The 25,236-nt window shown below is 45.3% G+C and carries 22 protein-coding genes and 1 pseudogene; 3 read left to right on the forward strand and 20 right to left on the reverse strand.

Features of this window, described 5'->3' with window-relative positions; translation table 11 throughout:
- Positions 1–18: 18 nt before the first annotated feature.
- The 3 genes from zapE to PATL_RS13855 all read right to left on the reverse strand — a co-directional run bounded on the left by zapE (position 19) and on the right by PATL_RS13855 (position 2,827).
- The gene (gene zapE, locus PATL_RS13845; protein ID WP_011575476.1) at positions 19–1,257 is read right to left on the reverse strand and encodes a cell division protein ZapE; all 1,239 of its coding nucleotides are present in this window, start codon (positions 1,255–1,257) and stop codon (positions 19–21) included.
- Positions 1,258–1,388: 131 nt separating this feature from the next.
- The gene (locus tag PATL_RS13850; protein ID WP_011575477.1) at positions 1,389–2,306 is read right to left on the reverse strand and encodes an alpha/beta hydrolase; all 918 of its coding nucleotides are present in this window, start codon (positions 2,304–2,306) and stop codon (positions 1,389–1,391) included.
- A 98-nt stretch (positions 2,307–2,404) separates the two neighbouring features.
- Positions 2,405–2,827, reverse strand: a complete 423-nt coding sequence (locus PATL_RS13855) for a PaaI family thioesterase (RefSeq protein ID WP_041714473.1) — start codon at positions 2,825–2,827, stop codon at positions 2,405–2,407.
- Positions 2,828–3,318: 491 nt separating this feature from the next.
- On the opposite strand from PATL_RS13855, the gene PATL_RS13860 reads away from it, so the two are divergent.
- A complete protein-coding gene (locus tag PATL_RS13860) occupies positions 3,319–4,284 on the forward strand; it encodes an NAD(P)H-dependent flavin oxidoreductase (RefSeq protein ID WP_041713877.1) in 966 nt (321 codons plus the stop codon).
- Between the two features lie 39 nt (positions 4,285–4,323).
- Here the strand turns inward: PATL_RS13860 and PATL_RS13865 are convergent, their stop codons facing one another.
- From PATL_RS13865 to PATL_RS13930, 15 genes and pseudogenes are all read right to left on the reverse strand, one after another.
- Positions 4,324–4,635 carry an EthD family reductase gene (locus PATL_RS13865; RefSeq protein WP_011575480.1) on the reverse strand — a complete coding sequence of 104 codons (312 nt, stop codon included), beginning with the start codon at positions 4,633–4,635 and terminating at the stop codon, positions 4,324–4,326.
- A gap of 227 nt (positions 4,636–4,862) precedes the next feature.
- Positions 4,863–5,213 carry an MliC family protein gene (locus PATL_RS13870; protein WP_011575481.1) on the reverse strand — a complete coding sequence of 117 codons (351 nt, stop codon included), beginning with the start codon at positions 5,211–5,213 and terminating at the stop codon, positions 4,863–4,865.
- A gap of 57 nt (positions 5,214–5,270) precedes the next feature.
- Complete coding sequence (locus PATL_RS13875; RefSeq protein ID WP_011575482.1) at positions 5,271–6,680, reverse strand: flavin monoamine oxidase family protein; 1,410 nt, start codon at positions 6,678–6,680, stop codon at positions 5,271–5,273.
- A gap of 127 nt (positions 6,681–6,807) precedes the next feature.
- The gene (locus PATL_RS13880; RefSeq protein ID WP_011575483.1) at positions 6,808–9,096 is read right to left on the reverse strand and encodes a TonB-dependent receptor; all 2,289 of its coding nucleotides are present in this window, start codon (positions 9,094–9,096) and stop codon (positions 6,808–6,810) included.
- Positions 9,097–9,399: 303 nt separating this feature from the next.
- Entirely contained in the window at positions 9,400–10,464 is a 1,065-nt protein-coding gene (locus PATL_RS13885) for a chromophore lyase CpcT/CpeT (RefSeq protein WP_011575484.1), read from the reverse strand.
- Positions 10,465–10,479: 15 nt separating this feature from the next.
- A complete protein-coding gene (locus tag PATL_RS13890; protein ID WP_011575485.1) occupies positions 10,480–11,640 on the reverse strand; it encodes a CaiB/BaiF CoA transferase family protein in 1,161 nt (386 codons plus the stop codon).
- Between the two features lie 50 nt (positions 11,641–11,690).
- Positions 11,691–12,881, reverse strand: coding sequence for a CaiB/BaiF CoA transferase family protein (locus PATL_RS13895; RefSeq protein ID WP_011575486.1), 1,191 nt, complete (start codon positions 12,879–12,881; stop codon positions 11,691–11,693).
- A gap of 98 nt (positions 12,882–12,979) precedes the next feature.
- Complete coding sequence (locus PATL_RS13900; RefSeq protein WP_011575487.1) at positions 12,980–14,155, reverse strand: acyl-CoA dehydrogenase family protein; 1,176 nt, start codon at positions 14,153–14,155, stop codon at positions 12,980–12,982.
- 16 nt (positions 14,156–14,171) lie between these two features.
- Positions 14,172–14,690: a MaoC family dehydratase gene (locus PATL_RS13905; RefSeq protein ID WP_011575488.1), complete on the reverse strand. Its 519-nt coding sequence runs from the start codon at positions 14,688–14,690 to the stop codon at positions 14,172–14,174.
- 19 nt (positions 14,691–14,709) lie between these two features.
- Positions 14,710–15,537, reverse strand: coding sequence for an HpcH/HpaI aldolase/citrate lyase family protein (locus PATL_RS13910; RefSeq protein WP_011575489.1), 828 nt, complete (start codon positions 15,535–15,537; stop codon positions 14,710–14,712).
- The gene (locus PATL_RS13915) at positions 15,534–16,430 is read right to left on the reverse strand and encodes a polysaccharide deacetylase family protein (protein ID WP_011575490.1); all 897 of its coding nucleotides are present in this window, start codon (positions 16,428–16,430) and stop codon (positions 15,534–15,536) included. The genes PATL_RS13910 and PATL_RS13915 overlap by 4 nt, the downstream gene beginning before the upstream one ends.
- Before the next feature lie 77 nt (positions 16,431–16,507).
- Positions 16,508–17,350 carry an SDR family NAD(P)-dependent oxidoreductase gene (locus PATL_RS13920; RefSeq protein ID WP_011575491.1) on the reverse strand — a complete coding sequence of 281 codons (843 nt, stop codon included), beginning with the start codon at positions 17,348–17,350 and terminating at the stop codon, positions 16,508–16,510.
- A gap of 8 nt (positions 17,351–17,358) precedes the next feature.
- Positions 17,359–17,667 carry a hypothetical protein gene (locus PATL_RS13925; RefSeq protein ID WP_011575492.1) on the reverse strand — a complete coding sequence of 103 codons (309 nt, stop codon included), beginning with the start codon at positions 17,665–17,667 and terminating at the stop codon, positions 17,359–17,361.
- A gap of 326 nt (positions 17,668–17,993) precedes the next feature.
- Positions 17,994–18,146 (reverse strand): annotated as a pseudogene (locus tag PATL_RS22500) (Txe/YoeB family addiction module toxin); the annotation flags it as partial.
- Positions 18,147–18,554: 408 nt separating this feature from the next.
- Positions 18,555–19,007: a hypothetical protein gene (locus tag PATL_RS13930; RefSeq protein ID WP_011575494.1), complete on the reverse strand. Its 453-nt coding sequence runs from the start codon at positions 19,005–19,007 to the stop codon at positions 18,555–18,557.
- 243 nt (positions 19,008–19,250) lie between these two features.
- Here PATL_RS13930 and lpxL point away from each other — a divergent pair, with 243 nt between their 5' ends.
- Positions 19,251–20,150 carry an LpxL/LpxP family Kdo(2)-lipid IV(A) lauroyl/palmitoleoyl acyltransferase gene (gene lpxL / locus PATL_RS13935; RefSeq protein WP_011575495.1) on the forward strand — a complete coding sequence of 300 codons (900 nt, stop codon included), beginning with the start codon at positions 19,251–19,253 and terminating at the stop codon, positions 20,148–20,150.
- A gap of 784 nt (positions 20,151–20,934) precedes the next feature.
- Here lpxL and PATL_RS13940 read toward each other — a convergent pair.
- Positions 20,935–23,184: a sulfatase gene (locus PATL_RS13940; RefSeq protein WP_232283226.1), complete on the reverse strand. Its 2,250-nt coding sequence runs from the start codon at positions 23,182–23,184 to the stop codon at positions 20,935–20,937.
- A gap of 607 nt (positions 23,185–23,791) precedes the next feature.
- On the opposite strand from PATL_RS13940, the gene PATL_RS13945 reads away from it, so the two are divergent.
- A complete protein-coding gene (locus PATL_RS13945; RefSeq protein ID WP_011575497.1) occupies positions 23,792–24,652 on the forward strand; it encodes an EamA family transporter in 861 nt (286 codons plus the stop codon).
- Positions 24,653–24,710: 58 nt separating this feature from the next.
- On the opposite strand, the gene PATL_RS13950 is transcribed toward PATL_RS13945, so the two are convergent.
- The gene (locus PATL_RS13950) at positions 24,711–25,193 is read right to left on the reverse strand and encodes a DUF6314 family protein (RefSeq protein ID WP_011575498.1); all 483 of its coding nucleotides are present in this window, start codon (positions 25,191–25,193) and stop codon (positions 24,711–24,713) included.
- Positions 25,194–25,236: the final 43 nt, after the last annotated feature.

Genomic DNA, 25,236 nt, shown 5'->3' on the forward strand with positions numbered 1-25,236 from the left:
TGCCTTATCATTTTGCACCTACTGTTTACTCGTTCCTCGACTCATTTCAATCAGACGGCTATACGTTCTGCGAAACTCGAAAGTCAAAGCGCCGTCTAGATACAGCTCATCGAGCGGTACATCACAACTTAGGTAAAGCCTAACATTTTGATCGTAAAGCTCATCGATAAGACTAATAAAGCGCCGCGCTTTGTCATCATTCTTTGAGTATGACAAGACTCGCTCCCCCGTAACGGTCGCTTGATTATCCCCAACACCATCTTCCGTGCCTCTGGCTTTTATCCAGCCTCTGACCCTTGCTCCTAAATGAGGAACCTCGCTGATCATCACAGTCTTAAAATGCGATGCAATTTCCATGTAATCGAGCTGAGAGCGCGGCCCTTCGCACAGTGCACTAAAATCAAACCAAGCAACATTGCTAGCGGTTTTCATGTTGGTCGCCTTGCGCACGGGAATATCACGATGGCAAATTTCTATCGTGGTGTTCGTCACTTGTGTGCTATCCACCTCCTGAGTCAACTGAGCAAACACAGCGGGGAAATTCATATTTTCTGAAACGCCAACATACGTGGACAAGCTACCTAAATCCGCCTCACTTAGGGAGGTGTCTAAATGATGTAAACGATGATCTTGCTCACCGCAAAGATGCAACATATTGATATGTTGCTGCAATAGTGCGATACAGGGCAAAAATTTATGTCGCGCTAAGCCATTTTCATATAAGCGTTCGATCGGTATATTCGATGTCGCAACCAGCACCACACCTTCTCTAAATAAGCATTCGAACAAGCCTGATAACAGCATGGCATCGCCGATGTCTGATACAAAAAATTCATCGAAACATAATACGCGACGCTCATTACCCAGTTCTTGAGCGAGCGCTTTTGCTACGCTGACTAGCGGGTTCGGCTGACCGCTGTGCTCATTAAGTGACTGATGTATCCGCGCCATAAAGCGATGAAAATGCAGGCGCAATTTTCCATCTTGCGGTAAGCAATCGTAAAACAAGTCCATCAGAAACGTCTTACCTCGGCCCACATCTCCCCATAAATAAAGGCCTTTTACCTGTGCAGCCTCGCAAAGGTTTCGCTCAATAAGTTGATGATAAAGACCATCAAGCGCCTCTATCGCTTCACGCTGGCTAGCGTCTTCAATCAAGGTTTTGCCCAGTTGAGACTGATAAACACTAATTGGTGAGAGCGGTGGTGAGAGTGATGGTGAAAGTGACATTGAGCGAAAGCTTTGCCCATCAGGCATGGTTAATGATTCCAGTCTAAAGCGTCAGTAAAGAAGCACTCTAACGACTTTTAAGCAACTCGCCAAATGAATTTTCATTTGCTTAATGCTCATTACAAAATCTCTGTTAAAAAGTGCATTTCAGAAGAATTCTATTCCGTCTCTAAGCGTTTGATTTCATCGGCAATCAAGTATGGGTCTTCCATAGGGATGAAATGCGTGTGCCCGGGTAGGTAGTCCTCGATTGCTCCTGGAATGAGCCCAACTAAACCTTTGTAAGTGGCTGACGGGCGAAAATCAAAAGGTGCGTCGTCTTTTGTGCGTTCTTTTACCCGCAATATTTTTACTGCGGCGGTGATTGAGGACAAATGCTCAAGCAACAAACCGTTGTCAGAGCTTTGATAAATCGCAGCCTCGCATAAAGGCGGGCAAGCTAACTCACACAATTCACTGTCGATTTTATGTTCACCTGTTGGTGTTTTCTTTGATGTACTTTTTGGCACAAGGCCATAGTCGCAATAGTCTCTCAACACTTGAGGATCCCAATCGCTAAAAGGCGGGCGGCTACTAAAACGCGTAAACATTTCATCTGCGGACACCCATTCGTTGCGCCTTGACGCAATCGGGCTTTTTGCCGGATCGGTTTGTGTTGGGTCGGGGGAACCTGGGGTAAAAATAACAGGATCTAATAACAAAATACGCTTGAATCTATGAGGCAATTTACATGCGGCCTGCAAAACTACATGTCCGCCCATCGAGTGACCGCAGGCTGTTATGTCGCTCAAATCTAGGGTTTCGATTAATCCGATAAGATCATCACCAAATAACTGAAAACTATAGGGCGATGCAGCGTTTTCACTTAACCCATGACAGCGCAAATCAACCGCGTAAACGTGCCGATTACCTAGTGCCTTAATGATTTTGTCCCACACTCGAGCATGAAACCCCGCGGCGTGAACCAGTAGCAATGGCGGGCCGATACCTTCCCACTCATAAACATTCAAAGCGATGCTATTTATCTTGCCAGCGTGCACTTCAATAGTGTGTCTTTTGGGGCCTTGTGACGACATTTACTGTTCCAAATTTACGTTAATCTATAAAGCGCTGCAGTGAAAGCGAACCCATGAACACATTAAACCCTCAATACGCCTAGCCATTTACACTAATATTATTTAGCGACTCTTGATAGCTTGGCTACTGAACTCGCCGTAGCCGTGAGTACGTCGTTTTCATTATAAATATGCCCTTCGACAAAGGCCACTTTATAGCCTTTTCTGACTGCCCAACCTTCGACCCGCAGTTTTCCTGCACGCGTTGGCTCCAGATAGGTGGTTTTGATCTCCAACGACGAAATATTGATAATATCTTTATTAAGTGCCATCACCGCATGACTCATCGCTGTATCAAGCATGGCCGTAACAAAACCGCCCTGTACAACGTCTATTGAGTGGCAATAATCTTTCCCAATATTAAATTCAAATCGGCAAGCGTCTTTTTCAACATCAAAATCAACCAGCTTCCCACCCAATAGACTTATGAACTTAGGGGCATGCTGGTTTATCTTTTCAATGGCTTGTTCTTTACTTGGCATAATATTACTCGTCATAAAATAGCTACCTGTGTTTCATTTGATAAGTGGATGTGTCACCTAATGCGCAAGAGCGATTATTATCGAAACAGTAGATCATGGATAATTTCATCTGATGATGAGTGTTTATAACGTAACGAATCTCACTCAATAGACTTTGCGTTGACCTTTTTTTGAAAGCTGGTTTTGTGATAAACGCTAACTATGGATTAGTATAAATTTCAATCGTTCGTTTGCCGTTCCCAAGGCGGATATACTGTGGCTTTATAGAAAGGTGAGGCTTTACTACCTCTTCTCATCTTGGCCGTTTGGCGCGTTGTAATGTGTTTACGTTTTCATTACGCCATTAATACGCTGATGTATGCCAATCTCGGGTTGAAGCGGTAAAGAGAACGTTATTTTACAACCTATCGAATTTTTGTCGCTTTATTAAACGGTTCAATCACGGTTATTTAGATTGCTAAATACCCCCTAATGTAAATATCGAGAATAATGTGTCTATACCAAAAATCATGCAAGGCCGACTCTCCCTACCGGTGGTGGGTGCGCCACTATTTATAATTTCAGGGCCAGAACTCGTGATCAGCCAATGTAAGGCGGGTGTTGTAGGTTCATTCCCTGCTCTAAACGCGCGCCCTGCAGAAATGTTAGATACTTGGCTGACCAGAATCAACTCTGAGCTAGATGCTTATAATCAAGCGAATCCCGACTGCCCAGCCGCCCCTTACGCAGTCAATCAGATAGTGCACAGCTCAAACGATCGATTAATGCACGACGTAGAAATATGCGTAAAGCACAAAGTGCCCATCGTCATCACCTCACTAGGGGCCAGACCAGAGGTATTTGACGCTATTCATTCTTATGGTGGTATATGTTTGCACGATGTGATTGACAATCGCTTTGCCAAAAAGGCAATTGAAAAAGGTGCCGACGGGCTTATCTGCGTGGCAGCCGGTGCAGGCGGTCATGCAGGGACACTTTCCCCGATGGCGTTTATTCAAGAAGTAAGAGAATGGTTCGATGGACCCGTTTTGCTGTCAGGCGCTATTTCGACGGGCCAAAACGTATTAGCCGCGCAAGCCATGGGCGCTGATCTGGCCTATATCGGCTCAGCTTTTATCGCGACTAAAGAAGCCAATGCAGACCAAGCTTATAAGCAAGCTTTGGTTGACTACGCAGCAGGCGATATCGTGTATACGAATTTATTTACCGGTGTTCATGGTAATTACTTAAAGCCATCTATTGTGGCTGCAGGTATGGATCCGGATAATTTACCTCAAAGCGATCCTTTGAAGATGGACTTTGGCTCAGGCAGTAGTTCAAAAGCGAAAGCATGGAAAGATATTTGGGGCTGTGGCCAGGGCATTAACGCGATCAAACAAGTTCAATCTACTCAAGATTTTGTCAGTAAACTAACGTCTGAATACGAAGCAGCGAAAAAAAGGCTGCTAGCCCTATAGAACGCAGGGCTAACTAGCTGGCTAACGCAAACGCTATGTTTATTGCGCTATATCGCTGATTTGAACGGTTGGCTGGGTATTGGTGAAGTTAACCAAATCAGCCAAAATCACCTCTTGATGTGGCCCGAACGCCTGCTGGAATGATTCAACTGATTCGAAAACCAAGTGCCCCATGGCAATATACGCAGGTGCTTCGCCGGGAGCACCACCCCCAAGCCCTAAATCAGCATGGGCCGACACCAGGGCATCACCGACTAGCTCAGCAACCAGCGGCAAATGCGTAGCGCGGTAATAATCCATATCGAAGGTAGCACTTTCACTGTTTGGGTATAACACACTGACTTTAATCATTAAATTTATCCTACTAAGATGATATTGAGTATTGGTGCTTTAGCGAAAGTAGCGGTCTATGCACCAACGTGAGCAACTGTTCAAGTATGTATTAGGCTCTAAGCCCTTGCCAGTATTTTATAGTTTCATACACGTTTAGTAACGTATTTGGCTCCCCCCGCTTCACACTTGCAACGTGATAACAGCGAGCTCTTTACATCGCCCGGCTCTTTACATCGCCCGGCCCTTTACATCGCCCGGCAGTTAATCGCTGCCATACGACCGATGTGCACGGTTAAATCGTCACCTTTGCCCCGAATACTGTTAGGCCCATTCGTATACGAAAAACCTGATGCGCTTGGTTCCTGAGTCAACTCTATCTCGTCGTTGTTACGCGTCATAACGGCTCGATCACTGTCGTTGTAAAAACGCACCGTCACAGGGGCGTTTCCATCACATTCAAATATCACCCGGGTATATTGCTCGGCCTCTTCAGCCTCTACACGTTTTTTATCTTCTAGATTAGCTTCTGGGCTACATGCTTGTAAGCCAAGTATTAATAATGGCATGAGTAGCACCGTTTTCATTTTAGCTTGCATACTGGTTCTCCCTAAATAGTCGATAGAGCATCGGCACCGTTTCACGATAAAGAACATTTAAAGTCGTTCGCTGACTTCTTGTGCCGCTCGCAAACCCGATACTATCGCAGACTCCATACCAGAGTACATAAACTCAGTGTGCTCACCGGCGAAATGCAACTTACCCTCAATGGTTGCCATATGAGGAACAAGTGTTTGCACTTGCCCAGGGGCGAACTGGATATAAGCTCCCCTTGAGAAGCGCTCGTTTGCCCAAGACTGATGGTGCACCACCTCGATTTTCCCTTTAAGCCCAGGGTAAAAGGTGTTGAGTGCCCCCTTAACAACATTAATGGCCTCAATCGCTGGTAGCTTGTCCAAGGCCTTTGCTTGTGGGCCATTTATCCAGCTTGTTAAGTAGGTTAGAGAACCACTCTCATCGACTTGACTAAATACGCGCCCCAAAGTGTTGTCCGTCCATAAATTAGTCGCTTCTAGCATGGACACATCCGCCTGCTTATTAACAGCGAAATGCACTTGTGTTACAGGCGTATAAACGGCTTCATTTATAGCACGACGTTTGTGGGTGCTTATATCGCAGTGAAGGGCCACCTCCTTTAACGCAGAAAATGGGCTGGTGATGATACAGCGTTTAGCTGAATATTCGCTGCCATCTTCACAACGCACCTTGACTGTGTCTGTGCCTTCTATGATATGGCTTACCACCTTATCAGTACGAACAACATCTCCCACGCTATCAGCGAGTGCTTGAGTGAAGCGGCTATTGCCCCCTTGGATTTTCTGCGCGCCTCTTGCGCCTACTCGCGCTAAGCTCAAACGATAAAAGGCATCGGCGGCAGATAATTGTTGCAGGCTCGAGGCATTTACATTCGCCTTTATCAGGCGTAGCGCTTCTACTGATAAGTGTTGCTGTTGAAAATACTCCTCAAGTGAAATGTCTAAGGGCGCGTATTTCCCTAACGTCCAGTCAGACGGTAACGCGTACTTTGGCCCCTGCCCCAACGCTTTATAATACAAGCTTGAAGGTAAGGTTTTTTTGTCATCGCCGAGGAGCTTATTTTGCGGATGGGTAGGCCATTCAGCTGCGCTAATGCGCTGGCCATTTATCACAAAGGTATTTTGTTTGGCATAATTCCCCAAAGACACCAACGGCAAACCTAGCTGCTGGGCATACGTGCGCATCATGCCGTACCCTTGACCAATTTGAAGCCCCCCTGCTTCCGCGTTTATGCCATGAGTATTAACCGTAAGTATGCGCCCGCCAACTCGCGCGCGCGCTTCTAAAACCAGCACATTATAACCTTGCTCTTTTAAATAACGCGCACCGGTAAGCCCAGCCAATCCTGCACCAATAACAATGACATCAACATGACTGTCACTTGCGGCCCAAAGCGGCGCAGCTATTCCACCAGCCCCAAGTACTAATGAACTAGCGGCTAAGCCCTTAATAACGTGCCTGCGTTGCATAAGGTACCTCAATTGCTATTAACACCAAATTGGTTTTAGCCAATAAAAAAGCGAGATAACTCGCTTTTTTATAAGTTGATAACGACGCGAAACGTTAGCGCATCACCCTCTGTATTTGAGCATCAAACTAGAACTTATATGAAGCCGTGATACCAAATTCACGACCTCGACTTGGTGCAACAGGAAACGCGCGAGCGCCATAAGCAAAGCTCTGCACATCAACATATCTAAATACATAAGTAGGCGTGTCATCATCCGTTACGTTGTTCACCCAGGCCGTTAAACGTATATTCTCTAGCTGAACACCTGTTTTGAGGTGTAAAAGCTTACGCGAGCCAGTTTCAATCAGATTATGCACATGGGCATAACGCGTTGAATCGTATGCGAAGTCCAAACGGCTGAACAACTCCATACCATCATTAATTTGGGTCGAATAATTTAGTGCTAACGTGGCTTCGTTTTTCGGTACTTGCGGCGGTGTATTGCCTTTTAAGTCACCGAACTCGCGCAGGTTGTCACCTACACAGAAACTAGAAGCACCGCCTGGGGCGAAGAAGCGACATTGATTAGAGTCAAACAGCTCTTCAAACTGTGCATCCGTACGTGACAGGCCAAAGTCCAAGTTGAAGTGCTCGTTGATAACCCATTTACCTTGAATTTCAATCCCTTTGATTTCAGTAGAGCCTGCATTAGAGGTGTAAGAAACGGGTGGCCCCTCAACCTCATCATAGCTATCCGTCAGTTGCTGCTTAGTCCAATCCATGGTGTACGCCGCAGCAGAAACGTATAAGCTGCCATCAAACATGGTGGACTTAACACCTAGCTCATACATCACCATGTCTTCTTCATCAATAACCACTAAGTCATCAGGTAACAAAGTGCTGGTGTTAAAGCCTCCAGGGCTATTACCTTCAGAGCGCGTTAAATATACTAAAGTGTCGTCATTGACATCGTACTCGGCGATAAAGCGCGTGGTTGTGCTGTCAAACTCATTGCTGACATCGGCGAATTGTTCATTTTGAATGAGGGTGTCATACGCTTCGGTCGTAACTTCGTCGCTTGAGCGACGTATTTCAGCTGATAAACGGAAATCATCGGTAAACTCATACGTTCCCATCGCCATAAACGCAGTGTTGTCTAGCTCTTCAGCGAAGTTGTCTACCGCTGAGGGCTCTGCTTCTGAGTGCCATATGTATGCACCGACTGACCAATATAGCCTGTCGTCAAATGCGCTGGAACTGAAACGAATTTCATGACTGTATTCATCTGAGCCGGAGGAATCAAGGGTATACCAGGAGTCTGCCGACGTGAAATAAGGCCCACCACTGAAAAAGCCAAAACTAAAGGATTGTTCATCGCCGTTGTAGGTCTGATCCAAGCCTGTTTCACCATCATAAGAATTCCAACCGCTGATCAAAGAGACGGTTCCAAAGTCAAAGTGATGGTTTAATTTGAAGCTGATGTGCTCGCTGGTATTACGCAGGCCATAGTCGTCATTATCTAAAAACCCACCGCCACCAATGCTGATAGGTTGGTCTGTTAACGCTTCGCCGCAGTAGTAAGGGCGCGTGTCTAAGAAGCAGTTGTTCTCTTCAGCCCCTTGAAAGCCAAACGGCTGGGTTTCATCGTCGTTTTCGTTGTAAATATAGTTAAGGGAGATATCGGTATTTTTACTCGGGGTAAAGTACAAACCTAACATGCCAGATTTGGTTTTCTCGCCGCCTACATCAGGGCCATCCTCTTTGGTGTTGTTCCAATCACCGTCGTAACTGTCTGCGGAAACAGATGCTCTAAAAGCGAACATATCATTAAGCTTACTCGAAACCCCTGCGGCAAGTTTTTGGTTACCGTTTTGGCCCAAGGTTAAATTAACATAGCCTGATAATTCATCCGCTGGCTTGCGAGTAATGAAGTTGATAGCGCCAGAAAAGGTACGGCGACCATATTGAGCACTTTGCGGCCCTTTAACAATCTCTACCCGCTCAATCAAATCTAGAGGCAAGCTTTGAATCGAACCACCAAAATATACGCCATCAATAAAATAGGAGGCTTTTTGTGAACCGAACCCTGGGATCCACGATACGCCACGTATCACCGGAATATCAGATTGACGACCAAAGGTTTTCTCCATGGACATACCCACTGCACTAACGGCAATATCATTAATGTTTTGCAGGCCACCTTTTTCAATGTCATCCGCATTGAAAGTCGTTACAGAAATAGGAATTTTGTTAAGCGTTTCTTTACGATAACGAGAAGTTACCTCAATTAACTCAATCGCCTCTTTATTAAATTCGGTTTCAGTATCTGGCGCGACCTCTTGGGCGAAGGCCCCGAGTGGCGCGGCGACAAATGGTGCCACTAGGGCTAACGTAATCATTTGCGCTAATTTGCTGCGACTGTAATGCATGTTCATGGATGGTCCCTCTGACTTTATTGTAATAGTTCGGTTTTGTGTGCATTCCCGGAAACACGAATGTAACGAGCTGACGAATATCACTTTAGCCAAATTTGCACGGACAAATTCGTCCAAAATTTCCACGATTGACATTTATCAAAGAGAATGAGTTGATAAATGTCAATGTCATCCCTTGATCAAATTTGGTGACGCATGCGTTAGACTGAAGATAAGAAGGTTGGGTAAGTCGTTGCTAATAAACATAAAAAAGGCGGGTTAGTTTATCACCCGCCTTAATTGCTCTGTGTCTTTAATTGCATATCAGAAGCTAAAATGAGGCCGTGTTTCCTTGATTTTTAAGCCTGCCTGCATCCAGCGCAAATTCATGCCAGTGGTGGGATTGGTGCGATCACTCCAAATATAGGTGATGGTTTTACCTGTGGCATCATCAATCAGACCCAGTTTGAAAATAGGATCAAAGGTATTCTGATAGGTCAGTAACGCCAGTTGAATCGAGTAGCCTGACTTTTCACCCGTTTTAGCGTCCTGCAAAGGCACTATTTGCCCTTCGTTGTGCAGCAGTAAATCGCGGTTAAACACCCACTTGGCATCCTCGGGGGCATCTTTACCGCCAATCCGTGTGCCGCCCCAGCCAGTAAAATAAACCACTTTTCGGTTTTTATGAGGAATACCCGCTTTGTTGCCAAACACATAGTTACCATCTTCATCGGCGGCTTTGTCGGCTATCCAAATTTCGTTATCGGTTAGCCGCAATGTATCGTTAAAAAATATCTTCTTGCCACTGCGCTTTGACACGATGCTGCAGGCATCCTGGCCCATGGTGCCATCAAAATACTGGCCGTTGTATCGCCAGTACACTTCGCACCCTGGATAGGTCGTTATCTCGTCAGTACTCAATGTTTGGTATACCTCAGGGTGCAAGTGGGCATCGGCATATTTGGCTTCGTCTTTGAACCGATAAATATTCAGTTGCAGTGCGCCCTTTTCTTCATTGCGAATAAATTGGTACAAGCGCTGACGATACACCTTGCTTGGGTCGCCATCCATGTACTGCTTTACGAAGTACGTGGTGCCCTCAAGTGCCGGTGTTGCAAGTGGCGCGAACACATGATGAATATGCTCGTGAACCTGTAAACCTGGCTCCTTTTCTTTAGATATATTGTCTTGCCAGTGCTGTTCGTGATTATCAAATTCAGCGGCAAACCACTGGTGGAATAATGCTTCTTGAAGAGTGTCTTTAGCTTGTATCTGAGCTGACGCCATTGAAGCGCTGTTTTGGCTAGCGCCTTCTTGGCTGGCGCTCTTTTCGCTGGCGCAACTGGCTAAACTTGCGGCCACACATAATGCGGCAATGATTTGTTTCATGACTTTCCCTATTGGTTAAATAAACGCATTTTTGCTGCGCATGGTGGCAATTTCTGTATCACTGTAACCCAGCTCAATAAGCAAATTTTCAGTGTCTTGGCTAAACGCCGGTAAAGTAAAACTGGGCTGTGCTGGCTCTTGTTTAAACTTAACCGGCACCCCTAAATGCACGTTACCTTGCTCATCAGTTAACAACATATCGCGCTGGGCTAAATGTGCATCACGAACGGCGTCATTCAAGCTGCGCACAGGTGACCAGCACACATCTATGTCAGCCAAGAATTCGCTCCATTGGCTCAGTGTTTTCGTCACAAAAGTATTTTGAAAGAAGGTTTTGACTGGCCGTTGTGCCTCACCAGGAGGTTCAGAGCAAAGTGGAATTAAATCTTCTCTGCCCAGTGCCGTCAGTAAATTTTTGGCAAATTTAACTTCACTGCCACCAAGCGTTAGGTGCTCGCCGTCGCGGGTTTGATAAATGTTATACATGGCTGCCCCGCCCCAACTACGCTCATCTTTAGGCTCGGGGGAGCGGTTTTCGGCAAAAGGTGGGCCCATTACGTTGGCGTACCATGCCACTAGCGAGTCTTGCATAGAAATATCAAGGTAATCCCCTTGCCCAGTTTGTTGACAGCGTAACAACGCCATCAACACCCCAGAAAAGGCCATTAAGCTGCCCGCCATATCGGCCACTGGCATAGCCGGTTGCGCTGGTTTTCCATCTTGTCCTTGATTGATTTGCAAAGCGCCTGAGTCCGCTTGAATACTCAAATCATGTGCGGGGTTCAAACGTTTGGGCCCCGTCTGGCCATACGCCGAAATTGAGCAATAGACGATCTTGGGGTTAATTTTTTTAATCGTTTCAAAATCAATACCTAGGCGCTCGACCACACCGGGGCGAAATGCTTCCACCACCACATCAACGGTTTCGCAAAGCTTATAAAACGCCTGTTTTCCTGCATCACTTTTTAAATTTAAGTTGATGCTTTTCTTGCCGCGAAACACATTTCTGAACCACACAGACTGGCCGTTTTGCTTCAAGCCAATTTCACGCACTGGCTCACCTGTGGGCGGCTCTAGGCTGATGACCTCTGCCCCGTGATCCGCCATCATCATGGTGAAGTGCGGTCCGGGTAGAAACAAAGATAGGTCGAGTACTCGATAGCCGTCTAATTTCACCTAACACCTCTTATAAATAATCGATTGAAAGCACGTTTTACCATGTCGCTTTATACGGCTTTATTAGCGCTAAGCTCAGCGATGTCAGCTTGGTTGTAGCCCAACTCATTGAGTAAATCTTGGGTATCTGTGCCCATAGGCACGGCGGCGTTTCCGCTTAACCGCTGACCATCAAGCTTGATCGGATTAGCCAGTATTTCCATTTTTTCATTCTGGGGATGAGGCACACTTTGCACCATGCCAATGTCTCGAATGTACTGGTTATTCAACGCTTCTGGTACATCGTAAACCGGCGCACAAGGAATACGCCCTTTTAGCACTTCCAACCAATGTGCAGTGGGATGAGCAGCCAAGACGCGATCGATTTCAGTGGTCAGCACATCGCGATTTTCACGCCGTCCTGCCACTTGGGCAAAACGTGATTCTTTAAGCACTTCATCATCGAGGATATCAACTAGCACATCCCAAAACTTATCCGTCATGGCCATCAGAAATACGAAACTGTCTTGGGTTTTATACAGCTGACACGGCACTGTGGCTGGGTGCGCCGAGCGCGCAACGCGCTGCACCACATGACTTTCGTTTAAGTACCAAGTAGCCGGGTAAGATAGCTGATGAAGCGCTACATCGAACAGGGATACATCTACGTCTCGCCCCTGACCCGTGCGGTGAGCCCCTAACATAGCGGCGGTTAAACCTAATGAAGCGACAGCACCTGTCATAAAGTCCACCATGGACACCCCAAAGCGTGTTGGCGCCTGATCTGGCTCGCCAGTGAGAGACATTAAACCCGCTTCGGCTTGCATTAAATAATCATACCCCGGCCAACTGGCGCGGTCGTTGTCTCGGCCATAGGCGGATAAATGCCCGCAAACTATTTTCGGGTTAATGTGCTTTAACTGCTCGTAGGTAATTCCCAATTTTTGTGGCTGATCGCCACGTAAATTGTTGGTCACGGCATCGGCGGTTTTAACCAGTTTTTCGAACACTTTTCGCCCTTCTTCTGATTTCAAATTCAGGGTCAGGCTTTTCTTGTTTACATTAAAAGTTTGGTAAAAATAGCTGTCGTTTTCACCTAGAAAAAACGGCCCGGTTTGACGAGAAACATCCCCTCCAATGGCAGGGTTTTCAATTTTGATCACCTCTGCTCCCAAGTCTGCTAAATACATAGAGCCGTAAGGGCCTGCGCCGTATTGTTCAACGGCTATAATTCGTACACCATCAAGGGGAAGTTGTGTCATGGCTGTGTCCTTTTTTGCGCTTTACCCGCGGTATTTTGACTGTTCTTAGGTATGAAACCACACTTAGTAAGTGCATTGACTAAGCGTGGCTGTTGGCGTTAGATTTTGTTTTTATCGATGATTTGTTTGGCAATAATAATGCGCTGCATTTCATTGGTGCCCTCGCCGATACACATCAACATGGCATCTCGATAGTAACGCTCGATATCGTATTCCACTGAGTAGCTGTACCCGCCAAAAATACGCATAGCTTCGTTGGCACAAAATACCCCAGCTTCAGAGCCAAAGTATTTCGCCATGCCCGCTTCCATATCACATCGCTCATTCGCATCGTATTTGGCGGCGGCTTGTTCAATCAACAAACGCGCGGCTTCCACTTGCGTGGCCATTTCGCCCAACTTGAGCTGAATAGCCTGATGTTGGCAGATAGCTTTACCGAAGGTTTCACGCTCTTGTGCGTAGCGCACCGCTAACTCAGTGGCGCCTCTGGCAATGCCCGCACCACGCGCAGCTACGTTAATACGCCCAAGTTCAAGGCCGCCAATAGCGTGTTTAAAGCCTGAACCTTCTTTTTCACCGACTAAATTAGCTGCCGGGACACGTACGTTTTCAAATACGACTTCACAGGTATCGATGGAGCGATAACCGAGCTTTTTCATTTTTGATACGGTGATGCCGGCTTTGAATTCGCCGTTTTCATCTTTCGTTTCAACGATAAACATACTGGTGCCGGTATGTGCTGGCACCGCATCAAGGTCTGTTTTCACCAGTACAGCAAGTGAATTACCGTTTAGGGAATTGGTGATCCAGGTTTTTGCCCCATTAATGATGTAATCATCGCCATCTTTCACTGCAGTTGTGCGTATGGCTTGTAAATCCGTGCCTGCATTTGGCTCAGTCAAAGCCACCCCGCCACGTAATTCACCAGTGGCCATCAATGGCAAGAAGCGTTCTTTTTGTGCCTGAGTACCGCAGCGCTCAATGGCTGAAGCTTGAATCAAATGTGAATTAAAGATGCCGCTAGGAGCCATCCAGGCTGATGCCACTTTCATCACGATTTTGGCGTATATCGACGCAGGCAAACCTAGCCCACCATACGCTTGGCCGATGGTGGCACCAAACAAGCCTAGCTCTTTCATTTGCTCAGCCAGTGCATGAGGGTATTTGTCTTCTTGATCATATTCTTTAGCGATGGGGCGAACGTCGTTCTCAACCCATTTATCGATCATGTCTATGATCCCTGACTCATCTTCTTTTGACCATGCTTCAGACATAGCAAACCTCTATTGATTAATAGTTAACTTTTTCTTCTACTGAGTAACCTTGTTTCGCAATTAACATCTTGCGCACAAAACTGCATACCTGCTTGCCGTCTTGGTTGAAACCAAGTGTTTCAACGGTCACGATTCCAGCACCTGGGCGCGACTTAGACTCGCGCTTGTCCAGTACTTTTGACTCTGCATATAAGGTGTCATCTTCAAAAACGGGGTACGTCATTTTGATGTCTTCCCAGCCTAAGTTGGCAATGGCTTTTTGGCTGACATCTGTCACGCTCATGCCCACCATTAGGGCTACGGTGAAGGGTGAGCACACAATGCATTTACCAAATTCACTGGCTTTGGCGTACTCGTCATCAAAATGCATCGGGTGAGTATTCATGGTTAATAACGTGAACCAGGTGTTGTCCGTTTTGGTAATAGTTCGCCCAGGGCGATGTTCATAGGTGTCACCTACTGTGAACTCTTCAAAACATCTGCCGAAGGTTTCGCGATAACGGTTGTCGCCGACTTTTTTTACATTCTGTACCATTAGTTTTCTCTCTCGGTTATCAATTTGAAGATGCGTTTTTGACTAACGCTAACGTTCGTTGACAGGCCAAAATAATTGGCCTGTCGACCATTTTATTGTTTACCACGACCACGCCTGCGTCTGGCCCATCGACTGCGGCCATGACGTCTTTCGCGTAAACAACTTGTTCTGCACTGGGCATAAACGCTTGATGAATAGCCGGGATCTGGCAGGGATGAATCGCCGCTTTACCGCTAAACCCAAGCGCTTTGACTTGGTTGGTTTCATCCACTAGAGCAGCTTCGTCTTTGATGTCTACATAGGGCACATCAATCAGGCCAACGTTGGCCTTCGCTGCCGCGAAAACCAGCTGGCTGCGCACAAAAAGCAGGGGTTGATAACTAAATTCACAGCGCAGTTCTGCCGCCATATCGGCGCCGCCAAACATGATGTGTTCAATTTGTTCGCTAGCGCTGGCAATTTGATAGGCGTTTTCAAGCCCTTCTAAGGTTTCGATTAGGGGAATAAAACGTGTGCTGCCCTTGCCAATAACACGCTGAGCATGTTGTACATCTTCTGCTGATTCACATTTGGCTAGCATGACGACTTCAGGCGCTATTGGCGCATTCGCGAAGGCCTGTAAATCTTTTTCACCCGTTTGCGTGCCCACAGGATTGATGCGCACACACAGTGTTGGCGTTTGTTGCACGCAGGTTAAAACAGCGTCCCGCGCGGAATCTTTATCACCGGGGAGCACGGCATCTTCTAAGTCGATGCATACGAGATCAGCCCCTGCCCCTAATGCTTTTTCGAAGCGCTCTGGGCGTGAGCCCGGTACAAACAGCAAGGAGCGTAAAATGCTGCTCATGATGTTTGCCCGTCCTGCTCTTTAGGAACGTAGCTCGTTGCAGGCACTTGCTCTTGAAACGTTTCAGCGATTTGCTGACGAGTGGTAAACCACACCCCAGGTTTCTCGCTCACGTACTTCAAAAATGCGTCAAGTGCGCCAATGCGCCCAGGGCGACCTATGATGCGCAAATGCAACCCTAAGCTCATCATTCTAGGCTGCTCTGCGCCTTCTTCGTACAGTACATCAAAGGTATCAATGGCGTATTTCAACCAGGCGTCCGGTGTTAATGACGGAGCAACCCACATCTTCATATCATTTGAATCTAGGGCGTACGGCACTATCACCATGGGTTCATTTGTACCTTGCACTGCATCCCAAAATGGCGCGTCGGCGCTGTAATCATCCATGTGATACAAGAAGCCTTCCTCTTGCAGCAAACGACGGGTATTTTCGGTGAGCAAGTAACGCGACAACCAACCTAGAGGCCGCTTACCAGTGGTTTTTTCAATGCTGGTGACTGCGTCTTTTATAAACTGACGCTCTTCGTTTTCGTCCATGCGAAATTGAAACACCCAGCGATAACCGTGTGAGCAAGTTTCATCATTTCGACGACGAATTGCCTCTGCGATTTGCGGCGCTCGCTCTAGGCTTAGGGCTGCGGCTGTCCATGTGGCAGGCATCTGGTATTTATCGAGCAGTTTGATGATGCGCGGTGCACCTTCATTAATACCGTATTGATAATTCGATTCGTTACCGTAATTGCGCATGGGCTTTTTGAGGTGAACTTGTAATTCGTCCACCGGCTCCATGCCTTTATCGCCTTCTTTGACACTGTACTCAGAGCCTTCTTCAACATTCACCACGATAGACATGGCAAGTCGTTTGTCTTTTGGCCATTTAAAATCTGACATCAAATTGCTCTCTTATTTTTTTAACTTTTTTTCAGCGCGTTTATGGACGTGCATCGTCTTTCTATGCACGTTTATCGCTAGTGATACTCTTCACCGCCGGACACGTTCATGCACTCACCCGTGATGTAACTGGCTTGATCTGAACATAAGAAAGCGCATGCTTTGGCGGTGTCTTCTTGCAAGCCTGGTCGGCCCAGAGGAATGCGGTCTCGCATGTCTTGCATATACTGTTCATGGCCTTTGCCAGTCACCTCTGAGAAATGTGCGTTCTGCCACGCGCCCAAGCCCGTAGTCACGTGATTTGGGCAAATTTCATTGACGTTTATTTTGTGGCTGCCAAGCTCAATAGCCGCTACGCGAGTCAAACCGTTCATGCCATGTTTTGAGGTGGTGTAAGCGGAAGCATGGCCGAATGCTGATTTAGATGCTTGGGAGCCAATATTAATAATTTTGCCACCCTTGCCCTGCTTAACCATTTGTTCAGCAGCGTATTTAATGCCAAGGAAGGTGCCACGCAGGTTAACGCCAAGTACGGCGTCCCATTCATCCACTTGCATGTCTAAAATGGATTTCATCAAGTAACCGATGCCGGCATTGTTTACCCAAATATCGACAGATCCGTAGGTATCTACTGCGAATTTCACTGCCGCTTGCACGTCTTTTTCATCCAGTACATTGCACACAAACGCGCTGGCTTCGCCGCCCGCTTGCTTTATGTCTGCAACGATTTGGTTCATTTCACCGCTGTGACCGATAGCGTTATCAGGGGTGTGTTCACTAACAGATTTACCGATGTCAGTGAGCACCACTTTGCAGCCCTCTGACGCTAGGCGTTTTGCCATGGCTTCACCTAGTCCAGCTTGGCGACCCGCGCCGGTAATGACGGCGACTTTGCCTTGTAATTCAGGGTATTGAGACATAGCGTTACCTACAGTTTTGAGGTCATGATAAAAGTAGGGTTATCAGCGAATTGCTGAAATTCCGCGGCGACTTTTTGCATAGTCTGCGTGGCGACATCTTGACCGAATTGGTCCATGTCATTGACTTTGAGAATTTCGATATATTGATAAGGCGGCGTTGCCTCACTCATCAACACACCTTCTGCCTTTAGCACTTCAAATGAATCGACCGATGCAAGACCGCCTGCGGTAGGAATATCCGTTTTTGTGGCCCATTGACGATAAACACTTTCATCAACGCCGGCTTGTAGATTGAATAATACGACTATGGTGGTCATTGGCTGCCTCAAGCAAAATAATTTGTACGGACAAATTTAGAGGGCACCACAAGACAAGTCAATCATTGCTGAAATTAGCTTTTAAGAAATTGACAAAAGGCAATTGGCGATTGATTGCTGCGTATAAGAGGCATTGCGTCAAACATGGGAAATGAGCAAATAGACTGCCATCTCATCCTGGGCAAGGTTGCTACTTACTTTGACAGCTAGCTATTGGCGAGAAGCGGACTTTGTGGATTTGCGGATTTGCGGATTTGCGGATTTGCGGATTTGCGGATTTGCGGATTTGCGAATAAATCATCCCCGCAGGTTAACAAGCTAACGACTCAATAGTGGTAACGACTTGAGATTATTGTTAAGTGCGAGTCAATAACGGCATAGATTAGACGACTAGTTTCATCAATTCTTCGTGACCAAAAATCGGATAAGTTTTCCTTTAAAGGCTCGGGTTTACCAATCCCATCAAACGCATCTCGCTTAGTCGCAATGAACTCTCTTTTTACTATCTTCGCCACTTCCCCTAAAACTTAGATATTGAGCTAACAACAATTGGCTAAATAACTAAACGGTAACCTAGTGTTTTAGTCATTTGGAGCATGCTTATCATGGTCAAATTTGCAGGATATTTATACGCATAAGATTAAAAAATTAGACTGTAAAGAGGTAACTCTTTTAAGAAAAAATATTTATATTTGTGCATAACGTCCTTGTAACCAAAACACGCTTTATCAAGAATCCCATATGTAACTTCTCGATTTAATTTTTATTGTCACCAATATTTAGTGCGACTTGCTCTTTCCTATTAAAATCTACAAGTAAAATATTTTCCATATATAGTTTGATAACTTATCGAGTATTGCAAAATCGAGGGGATCACCTGATAACAACTAAGCGTAAGTATCCACACTTTTGCTGAACGCGGGATTCATGGCCTTACCCTGCAATTTTTGTAAGTCAGCCAGCACATCACGGAAATTTTCCGTCGATTGGCCGGTGCTTTCTCGATAGGAAATTCTATTTTGGTAATAATCGATGAAGTTTATTTTTTCATCCTGCACGGCTTGCATCTGCGCCTTGGTGTTCGATGTGAGATCAATACCATCCGCGGGCAGTACAACGTAGCCAAGCGGAACGACCCCCGCTTTTACCAATTGATTATATTCTCGGCGTGACATGTTGGTGAAATCGTACTCGTCGCCAGAGTCTTGCTCGCTTGTAGTGTGAAGTGCTGGGGCGAGTTGCGCCGCTTTATTGCCATTGCTCGGCAATTCATTGCCCGAGGTGCTAAGACGTGTATTCTCGCTAAGTGCCGCTAACACTGAATTTGATTGAACTTGCATTGTGACTCCCCTAGTAGTTTACGGTGATTTTCCACGCTTATATTTATGACATAGCAAGGGGTATTCCAGCGGCGCGATAAGGGTGTTTTTTCGTGCGATTTTACTTGATGTTTAGATTTGGCATGCTAATTCAGCACAAGAAGAAAAATAATCATTGCTATGTGTGCCTATAAAAACGCATTTTTGTTATATTCCCTAGATTGTGCACTGTAATTTAAATTTTTTCGGATGGCGTATTAATTCATGTCAAAATCTCTTCTACATCCAAGACACTGGGCGAGCTGGTTTGCAGTACTTATTCTTAGGATCATTGCCTTACTTCCCTTTAAAGTAAAAATGTTAGCTGGCACTGCATTTGGCAAAATTGGCTATCGATTTTTCAAACATCGTCGTCATATCACCACCACTAATATTGCACTGTGTTTTCCTGAAAAATCTGAAGCGGAACAAGAACAACTGGTCAAAGATATTTTTGTGGCCAATGGCATTGGCTTTTTTGAAATTGCATGGGCTTGGTGGGCTAAACCTGAGTCATTACGTAAACGTTTTAGCGTACAAGGCTTAGAGGTATTAAAAGCTGCGACGACCAACAATCAAGGCGTATTGCTGATAGGCGGTCATTATACCCATTTAGATTTAGCGGGAATGATGGTCAACTTAGTGGCGGATATGGACGTTATCTATCGTAAAAATAATGATCCAGTTTTTGAATACGTGATCACCGAAGGCAGAAAACGTGTCTTTAAAAACGTATTTGAACGCTCTGATATGCGCGCCATCATTCGCTCCCTGCGCGAGGGTCGCGTAGTCTGGTTCTCACCGGATCAAGATCACGGTATCAAGAACTCTGTATTCGCGCCGTTTTTTGGTATACCCGCTACAACTGTCACATCAGCCAGTAAATTAATGCGCTTAGGCAAGGCCAAACCGGTCTTCGTCGCCCATAAACGCGACCTTGAAACCAATCAATATAAAATCACCTTTGCTATTCCAGAAGCTGAATTTCCAAGTGGTGATGATGTGCAAGACGCCACCATTATCAACCAAATGATTGAAAGCGCGATCCGTGAGCAACCTGATCAATACATGTGGGTACATCGCCGCTTTAAAACTCGCCCACCAGGGGTGCCTTCTGTGTATTGATTTGTAGCTATAACTTTTCACCATTCATCTTTAATTCAGCAGCCCACTTGGGGCTGCTGAAGATATTCAAACTGAAAGTGAACAGTCTATTCAGCGCGACAAAATCAAAGAGGAGTTGCTGATAATGAAACGTAATGAGAGTTTTCATTATTTTGGTAGCCATAATTTTGTTGAGTGTATCGGTCTACGCCCAAAACGAATTATACGTAAACAGGTATCTAAACAGTTAGCACCAACCGATGAACTTACATATATATCAAACAGACGTGACACTTATGCCCTCTTAGGGCAATGCTTTAAAGCCGCAAAGTAAAACGACAAGCCGTTTTCGATGATTTATTCTAAAGCTGAACACTTTACATTAGTTAACCACAGCTTAGGCCATGAAATCAGCGATAAAGTACCTATAGAGTTAGGGCGATAATGATGTGCAAAACAGACACAATAGGACGCGTAAGCTGCGACGTATTTATAATATTTTACTCAGCAGTCAGAAAAGCAAGGTAATCTAAATAGCGCACTGTTTAATTGATACTATTACGCAATACGTCTCGCCAAAGCTTCAGTGAACTTGCATTAAACGAGTAGTGCGGGATAAATACTTTTAATTATCGGACTAAATGGGGTGCTTTAACTCATTTTGAAAATCAATGCGCATATAATAAAAATAAATTGCCGTGGGCATACTGGAGTTAATAGAAATCATAATGCAGGTATCCGAAGCTTCAGCGTAAAATGTTGTCTCAAAAGATCGTTGCCTTGTGATAGTGATACCCGCTGATACTTATTCCAAATGTCTGCGTAGCAATATGATAAAAAGAATAGAAAATAACATAACATAGTGCACGCTTCCCGCGGCACTTGAGGTGGCTTGAACGTTATCCGTGCTAGATTTAACCGGTGAAACATTCAATGTAATGGCTTGCGAAACCTGCTGATGAAGGTCATCAGCAGTAAACAATAATGTGATTGACGTATCTGAGTAATCCGGTGGAATGTTTACCTGAAATTCGCCCACCGTTGGCGGTTGACCTAAGGAGTTCGAGAGTAAATTGTCGCTTGAGACACTCATATGAATAAAATCTTTATTGAGATCGATGGCTTCAATGTTAAAACTAGCCGTACTTCCTTTTTCAATGCTCTGCGTAACTTGAGAGATGGTTAAACTAGGAGCAACTTGGGTTGGATTAATACGCACCCCAATTTGCTTCCTAATCGTTTTATCTTGATCCTTAACAATAAACGCTAAACCCACATACTCTGCCTGAGTCACCTCTGGCGCTACGAAGCTTATGCTATTTCCATCCGCAGCTAACGTAACTGCTGGACCCATAAATTGTTTATAGGCGACTGACGCGTTATTACTATGGTGACTTAATTGATATACGAATTTTGCCGTATCCCCCCCATCAATGACGTGCTGATCAGTTTTAATTTGAAAGTGAATGTCAGAATAAATTTTTTCTTCCGGTAATTGATAGCTTTCCTTTTCTACTCCGATGGTATTGTAATTAAAAGTACCATCGCGATAACCAGTATTAACGATCGGAATTACCGCTTCACTTTCTAGTAAATACGCCTCTAGAAGTGCGTCAAGTTCACTTACTTTGTGAATCTGAGTGTTAGCTAAATTAGTAGACTCAGAGGGATCAAGATTAAGATTATAAAGTTTATAAAGATGGGTCCCAGATTTACCGTAATGAAACGTACGGATCAATTTCCAACCATCTAAGGTAACAGTGGCCGAGGGTGGGAGCCAATCTGGCACTTTTGGCTCAGCCGGATAATAAGTAAAAATAGCACGCGTCTCTAAGGTACCACCTTGTAAAACTGGCCGAATATCTCGACCATCAACAATATGAGTTGATGGCCACGACAAGTTAACTCCATTGAGTAACGTAGGAAAGAAATCTGCCGTTTGAATAGGTGTATTACTCAACGTATTCGGCTGTGTAAGACCCGGCCAAATAACCGCCGTAGGCACTTTTAAGCCTCCTTCATATTCAGTGGCCTTACCTCCTTTCAGAGGAAAGTTACTCGTTGCATGTGTGTTTCCTACAACAGTATACATATTGCCACCATTGTCTGAGGTGAAAATAATAATGGTATTTTTTTCTACTTTCGCTTCTACCAAGGCTTGCCACAAGACACCAATAGCGTCATCGAATTGCTTCACCATCGCCGCATAAGTGGCATTACGTTGACTATGAAATCCAGAGCGCTTATTGATAAAATAATCGATCTCGTCAGCGTCTGCATTAAATGGAGCATGAACCGAAAAGGCCCAAAAATTTAAAAAGAAGGGGCCATCATCTTTCACACTAAATATCCATTTTTTTGCCTCTTTGGCGAGTCGAATATCGATATGTTCACCCGCAATTTGTGGCTGAATATCGGGCGCGAATGACCAAGGAGCAAGATACCCGCCGGTGGGGCCGGCTCCTTGAAAATTAGGTATATCTATATCAAAACCGTGCTCCGAAGGACTATAAGGGTGCGCCCCAAGATGCCATTTACCGAAGTGTGCTGTGTGATAGCCGTTGGCCTTTGCTATAGAAGATAGAGTAGGTAATGCTGTGTCAAGACGTGTAACCGTTTGTGGCGCAATAGACTTTCTATTTGTAGCCGCGGAAGCTGGTAATGAAGGCATTAACCTCACGACAGGCAAATGATGACTTGGTGCAGTTGAGCCATGACGCGCCGGTGTTTGCCCGGTAAGTAGAGTAGCGCGAGTAGGAGAGCACAGTGGACTATTAGCGTAAGCCTGGCTGAAAATCATGCCTTTCGCCGCAAGTGCATTGATATTAGGTGTTTCTAAAAATTGACTCGGTTGAAATATAGTTGTGTCATTCCAACCAAGATCATCAGCCAGAATAATAACGATGTTTTTTGGTTGCTCATCTACTGCCTTGATATTGAAAGAGGTCATCAATATTAGACATGCAAAAAAACGAAGCATGTGATTAAGTCCTTCAAAATACGTCCAAGTTCTAAGAATATAAAGTCTTGGCAGCGATACAACGACATCAAGCAAATTTTATATTGATGTCCAGTTTGACGAGCACCTGAGTAGGTATATTAACAGGAGAAGCTACTACAGCAATTCTGCGACGTATCTCGATTTCAGCAGAACTCTTAAGATAACAACACCTTATTTGTTATTTTTGCATTATAAGGCTCTACAAAAAGAAAACCACACTAGTTGTCGAAAATAGGCACCATAATCGGCATAAAACTTTTGTTATTACTTCCACCTCCAACAAATCTAGTTCCACTAGCTATACACAGAAATGATGATGAAAGTCCGATTTAGATCTATTGTTTGAATGAAACAAAAAATGATAGGCGATCCTTATTTTTATGGATGATTCCGCTAAACCAAATCAGTTAGTCCAGCCCTATGGAACACGGTGTAAGTTAATAACGCCAGTACGATTAACAATAATAGATTGACGGTAACCACACCCAAAACGGTCAAGTTTGATTGATATTAAACTGTGCATGCTCCGATACTCGTGTTTCTTATTTAAACGCTTCATCGGTGGCGACGTCCTCTTCTTGGTAAATATAAACTGCAACATTGATTAAACCGGCTGGATGCAATACTTTAGCGCGCATTCAATTTTGAAAAAGAGTTACCCGTGTTTTATTTAGTCGCCGTCACCGTTTTATGGGCATTTTCGTTTTCACTGATTGGTGAGTATTTAGCAGGTTCAGTGGATAGCTACTTTTCTGTTCTTACCCGGGTGTTACTGGCGTCTTTGGTGTTCTTACCCTTCCTAAAGCTTTCACTGCTGAGCGCCAAGCAGAAACTTGCTTTGGCCTTTTTAGGCGCGTTGCAACTGGGTATGATGTACATCTTTTTCTACCATTCGTTTCTTTATTTATCGGTACCAGAAGTCCTGCTGTTTACTATTTTCACCCCGCTTTACGTGACTATGCTCAATGATGCCTTATTCAAGCGGTTCACCCCTTTTCATTTATTGTGCGCCCTAATCGCTACCTTTGGCGCAGCCGTCATTCGTTTTGAGGGCATTAGCGAGCACTTCTGGATGGGCTTTTTTATTGTACAAGGAGCTAACCTTTGCTTTGCGCTTGGTCAGGTGGGCTATCGAAAACTGGCCACTACCTTCCAACCAGATATGGCTAATCACACTATATTCGCCTGGTTCTATCTTGGGGCATTGGCTGTCGCCTTACCTGCCTTTTTCATGTTCGGTAACACAAATCAGTTACCTCAAACGCTAAGCCAATGGGGCGTGCTGTTGTGGTTGGGCGTGATGGCTTCAGGAATGGGGTATTACTTTTGGAATCAAGGGGCGCTTAAGGTTTCAGCGGGCACCTTAGCCATAATGAATAATGCATTGATCCCCGCAGGTCTCGTTGTAAATCTACTGCTGTGGCAAAAAGACACCGACTTTAGCCGCCTTGCACTTGGCGGTTTGATTATTGCTATTGCACTTTGGTTATCGCAAAAGCGCAGTGATACAACCGCTGGGTAAGCTAGCTCGTAAGTATTTGTTAGCCTAAAAATGTGTTTTTAATTGAGCACAAAGCAAGTTATGCCCGCTGATAAAGGCTTGTCATTTTATAGTCTTTTCGTGGGCCTTTTACCTGCCACGTAGACTCCCAGCGCGGTCCATGCTCAAACGCATAACTCACTACATAAAGATCGTCACCGCACAGGTGCTTGGCATAGGGTTCGGCGGCGCTAAAGGTATGAAAGTATCGGTTATCATCAAATAACACCTCAATTTTGCCGCCTGCTTGCTGCTGCCACACGTAGGCGCGTTCGGCTTGAAGTGCACGGCCATCCGGCGCTGTGACCACCCCAGTTTCGCGGTAATGCAAATCAGACTCAACCCAACTAAAGTCAGCCTGCCCTTGAAACACAAAAGCCTCACCACTACTTTGCAGGATCTGCCTGTTTAGCTGCCATGCTCCTACAAAGTACGCAAGGTAAGAAGGCGAGTCACTGAGTGACGTCACCGCTGTTTGAGGTACTTGAGTGTCTTGATCGACGGCATTATTTTTAGTGACCAAAATCCACGCTCATCAATTTAATCGTTATCAAAGCAGTACTTAT

The sequence above is a fragment of the Paraglaciecola sp. T6c genome (assembly GCF_000014225.1).
GTDB classification, from domain to species: domain Bacteria; phylum Pseudomonadota; class Gammaproteobacteria; order Enterobacterales; family Alteromonadaceae; genus Paraglaciecola; species Paraglaciecola atlantica_A.

Bases quoted from the DNA above. Each gene is read 5' to 3' on its own strand.
- PATL_RS13920 (WP_011575491.1), bottom strand. From the start codon at position 17,350: ATGTCTCAATACCCTGAATTACAAGGCAAAGTCGCCGTCATTACCGGC.
- PATL_RS13915 (WP_011575490.1), bottom strand. From the start codon at position 16,430: ATGTCAGATTTTAAATGGCCAAAAGACAAACGACTTGCCATGTCTATC.
- PATL_RS13910 (WP_011575489.1), bottom strand. From the start codon at position 15,537: ATGAGCAGCATTTTACGCTCCTTGCTGTTTGTACCGGGCTCACGCCCA.
- zapE (WP_011575476.1), bottom strand. From the start codon at position 1,257: ATGCCTGATGGGCAAAGCTTTCGCTCAATGTCACTTTCACCATCACTC.
- PATL_RS13900 (WP_011575487.1), bottom strand. From the start codon at position 14,155: ATGTCTGAAGCATGGTCAAAAGAAGATGAGTCAGGGATCATAGACATG.
- PATL_RS13880 (WP_011575483.1), bottom strand. From the start codon at position 9,096: ATGAACATGCATTACAGTCGCAGCAAATTAGCGCAAATGATTACGTTA.
- PATL_RS13925 (WP_011575492.1), bottom strand. From the start codon at position 17,667: ATGACCACCATAGTCGTATTATTCAATCTACAAGCCGGCGTTGATGAA.
- PATL_RS13895 (WP_011575486.1), bottom strand. From the start codon at position 12,881: ATGACACAACTTCCCCTTGATGGTGTACGAATTATAGCCGTTGAACAA.
- PATL_RS13855 (WP_041714473.1), bottom strand. From the start codon at position 2,827: ATGCCAAGTAAAGAACAAGCCATTGAAAAGATAAACCAGCATGCCCCT.
- PATL_RS13875 (WP_011575482.1), bottom strand. From the start codon at position 6,680: ATGCAACGCAGGCACGTTATTAAGGGCTTAGCCGCTAGTTCATTAGTA.
- PATL_RS13930 (WP_011575494.1), bottom strand. From the start codon at position 19,007: ATGCAAGTTCAATCAAATTCAGTGTTAGCGGCACTTAGCGAGAATACA.
- PATL_RS13905 (WP_011575488.1), bottom strand. From the start codon at position 14,690: ATGGTACAGAATGTAAAAAAAGTCGGCGACAACCGTTATCGCGAAACC.
- lpxL (WP_011575495.1), top strand. From the start codon at position 19,251: ATGTCAAAATCTCTTCTACATCCAAGACACTGGGCGAGCTGGTTTGCA.
- PATL_RS13865 (WP_011575480.1), bottom strand. From the start codon at position 4,635: ATGATTAAAGTCAGTGTGTTATACCCAAACAGTGAAAGTGCTACCTTC.
- PATL_RS13870 (WP_011575481.1), bottom strand. From the start codon at position 5,213: ATGCAAGCTAAAATGAAAACGGTGCTACTCATGCCATTATTAATACTT.
- PATL_RS13850 (WP_011575477.1), bottom strand. From the start codon at position 2,306: ATGTCGTCACAAGGCCCCAAAAGACACACTATTGAAGTGCACGCTGGC.
- PATL_RS13885 (WP_011575484.1), bottom strand. From the start codon at position 10,464: ATGAAACAAATCATTGCCGCATTATGTGTGGCCGCAAGTTTAGCCAGT.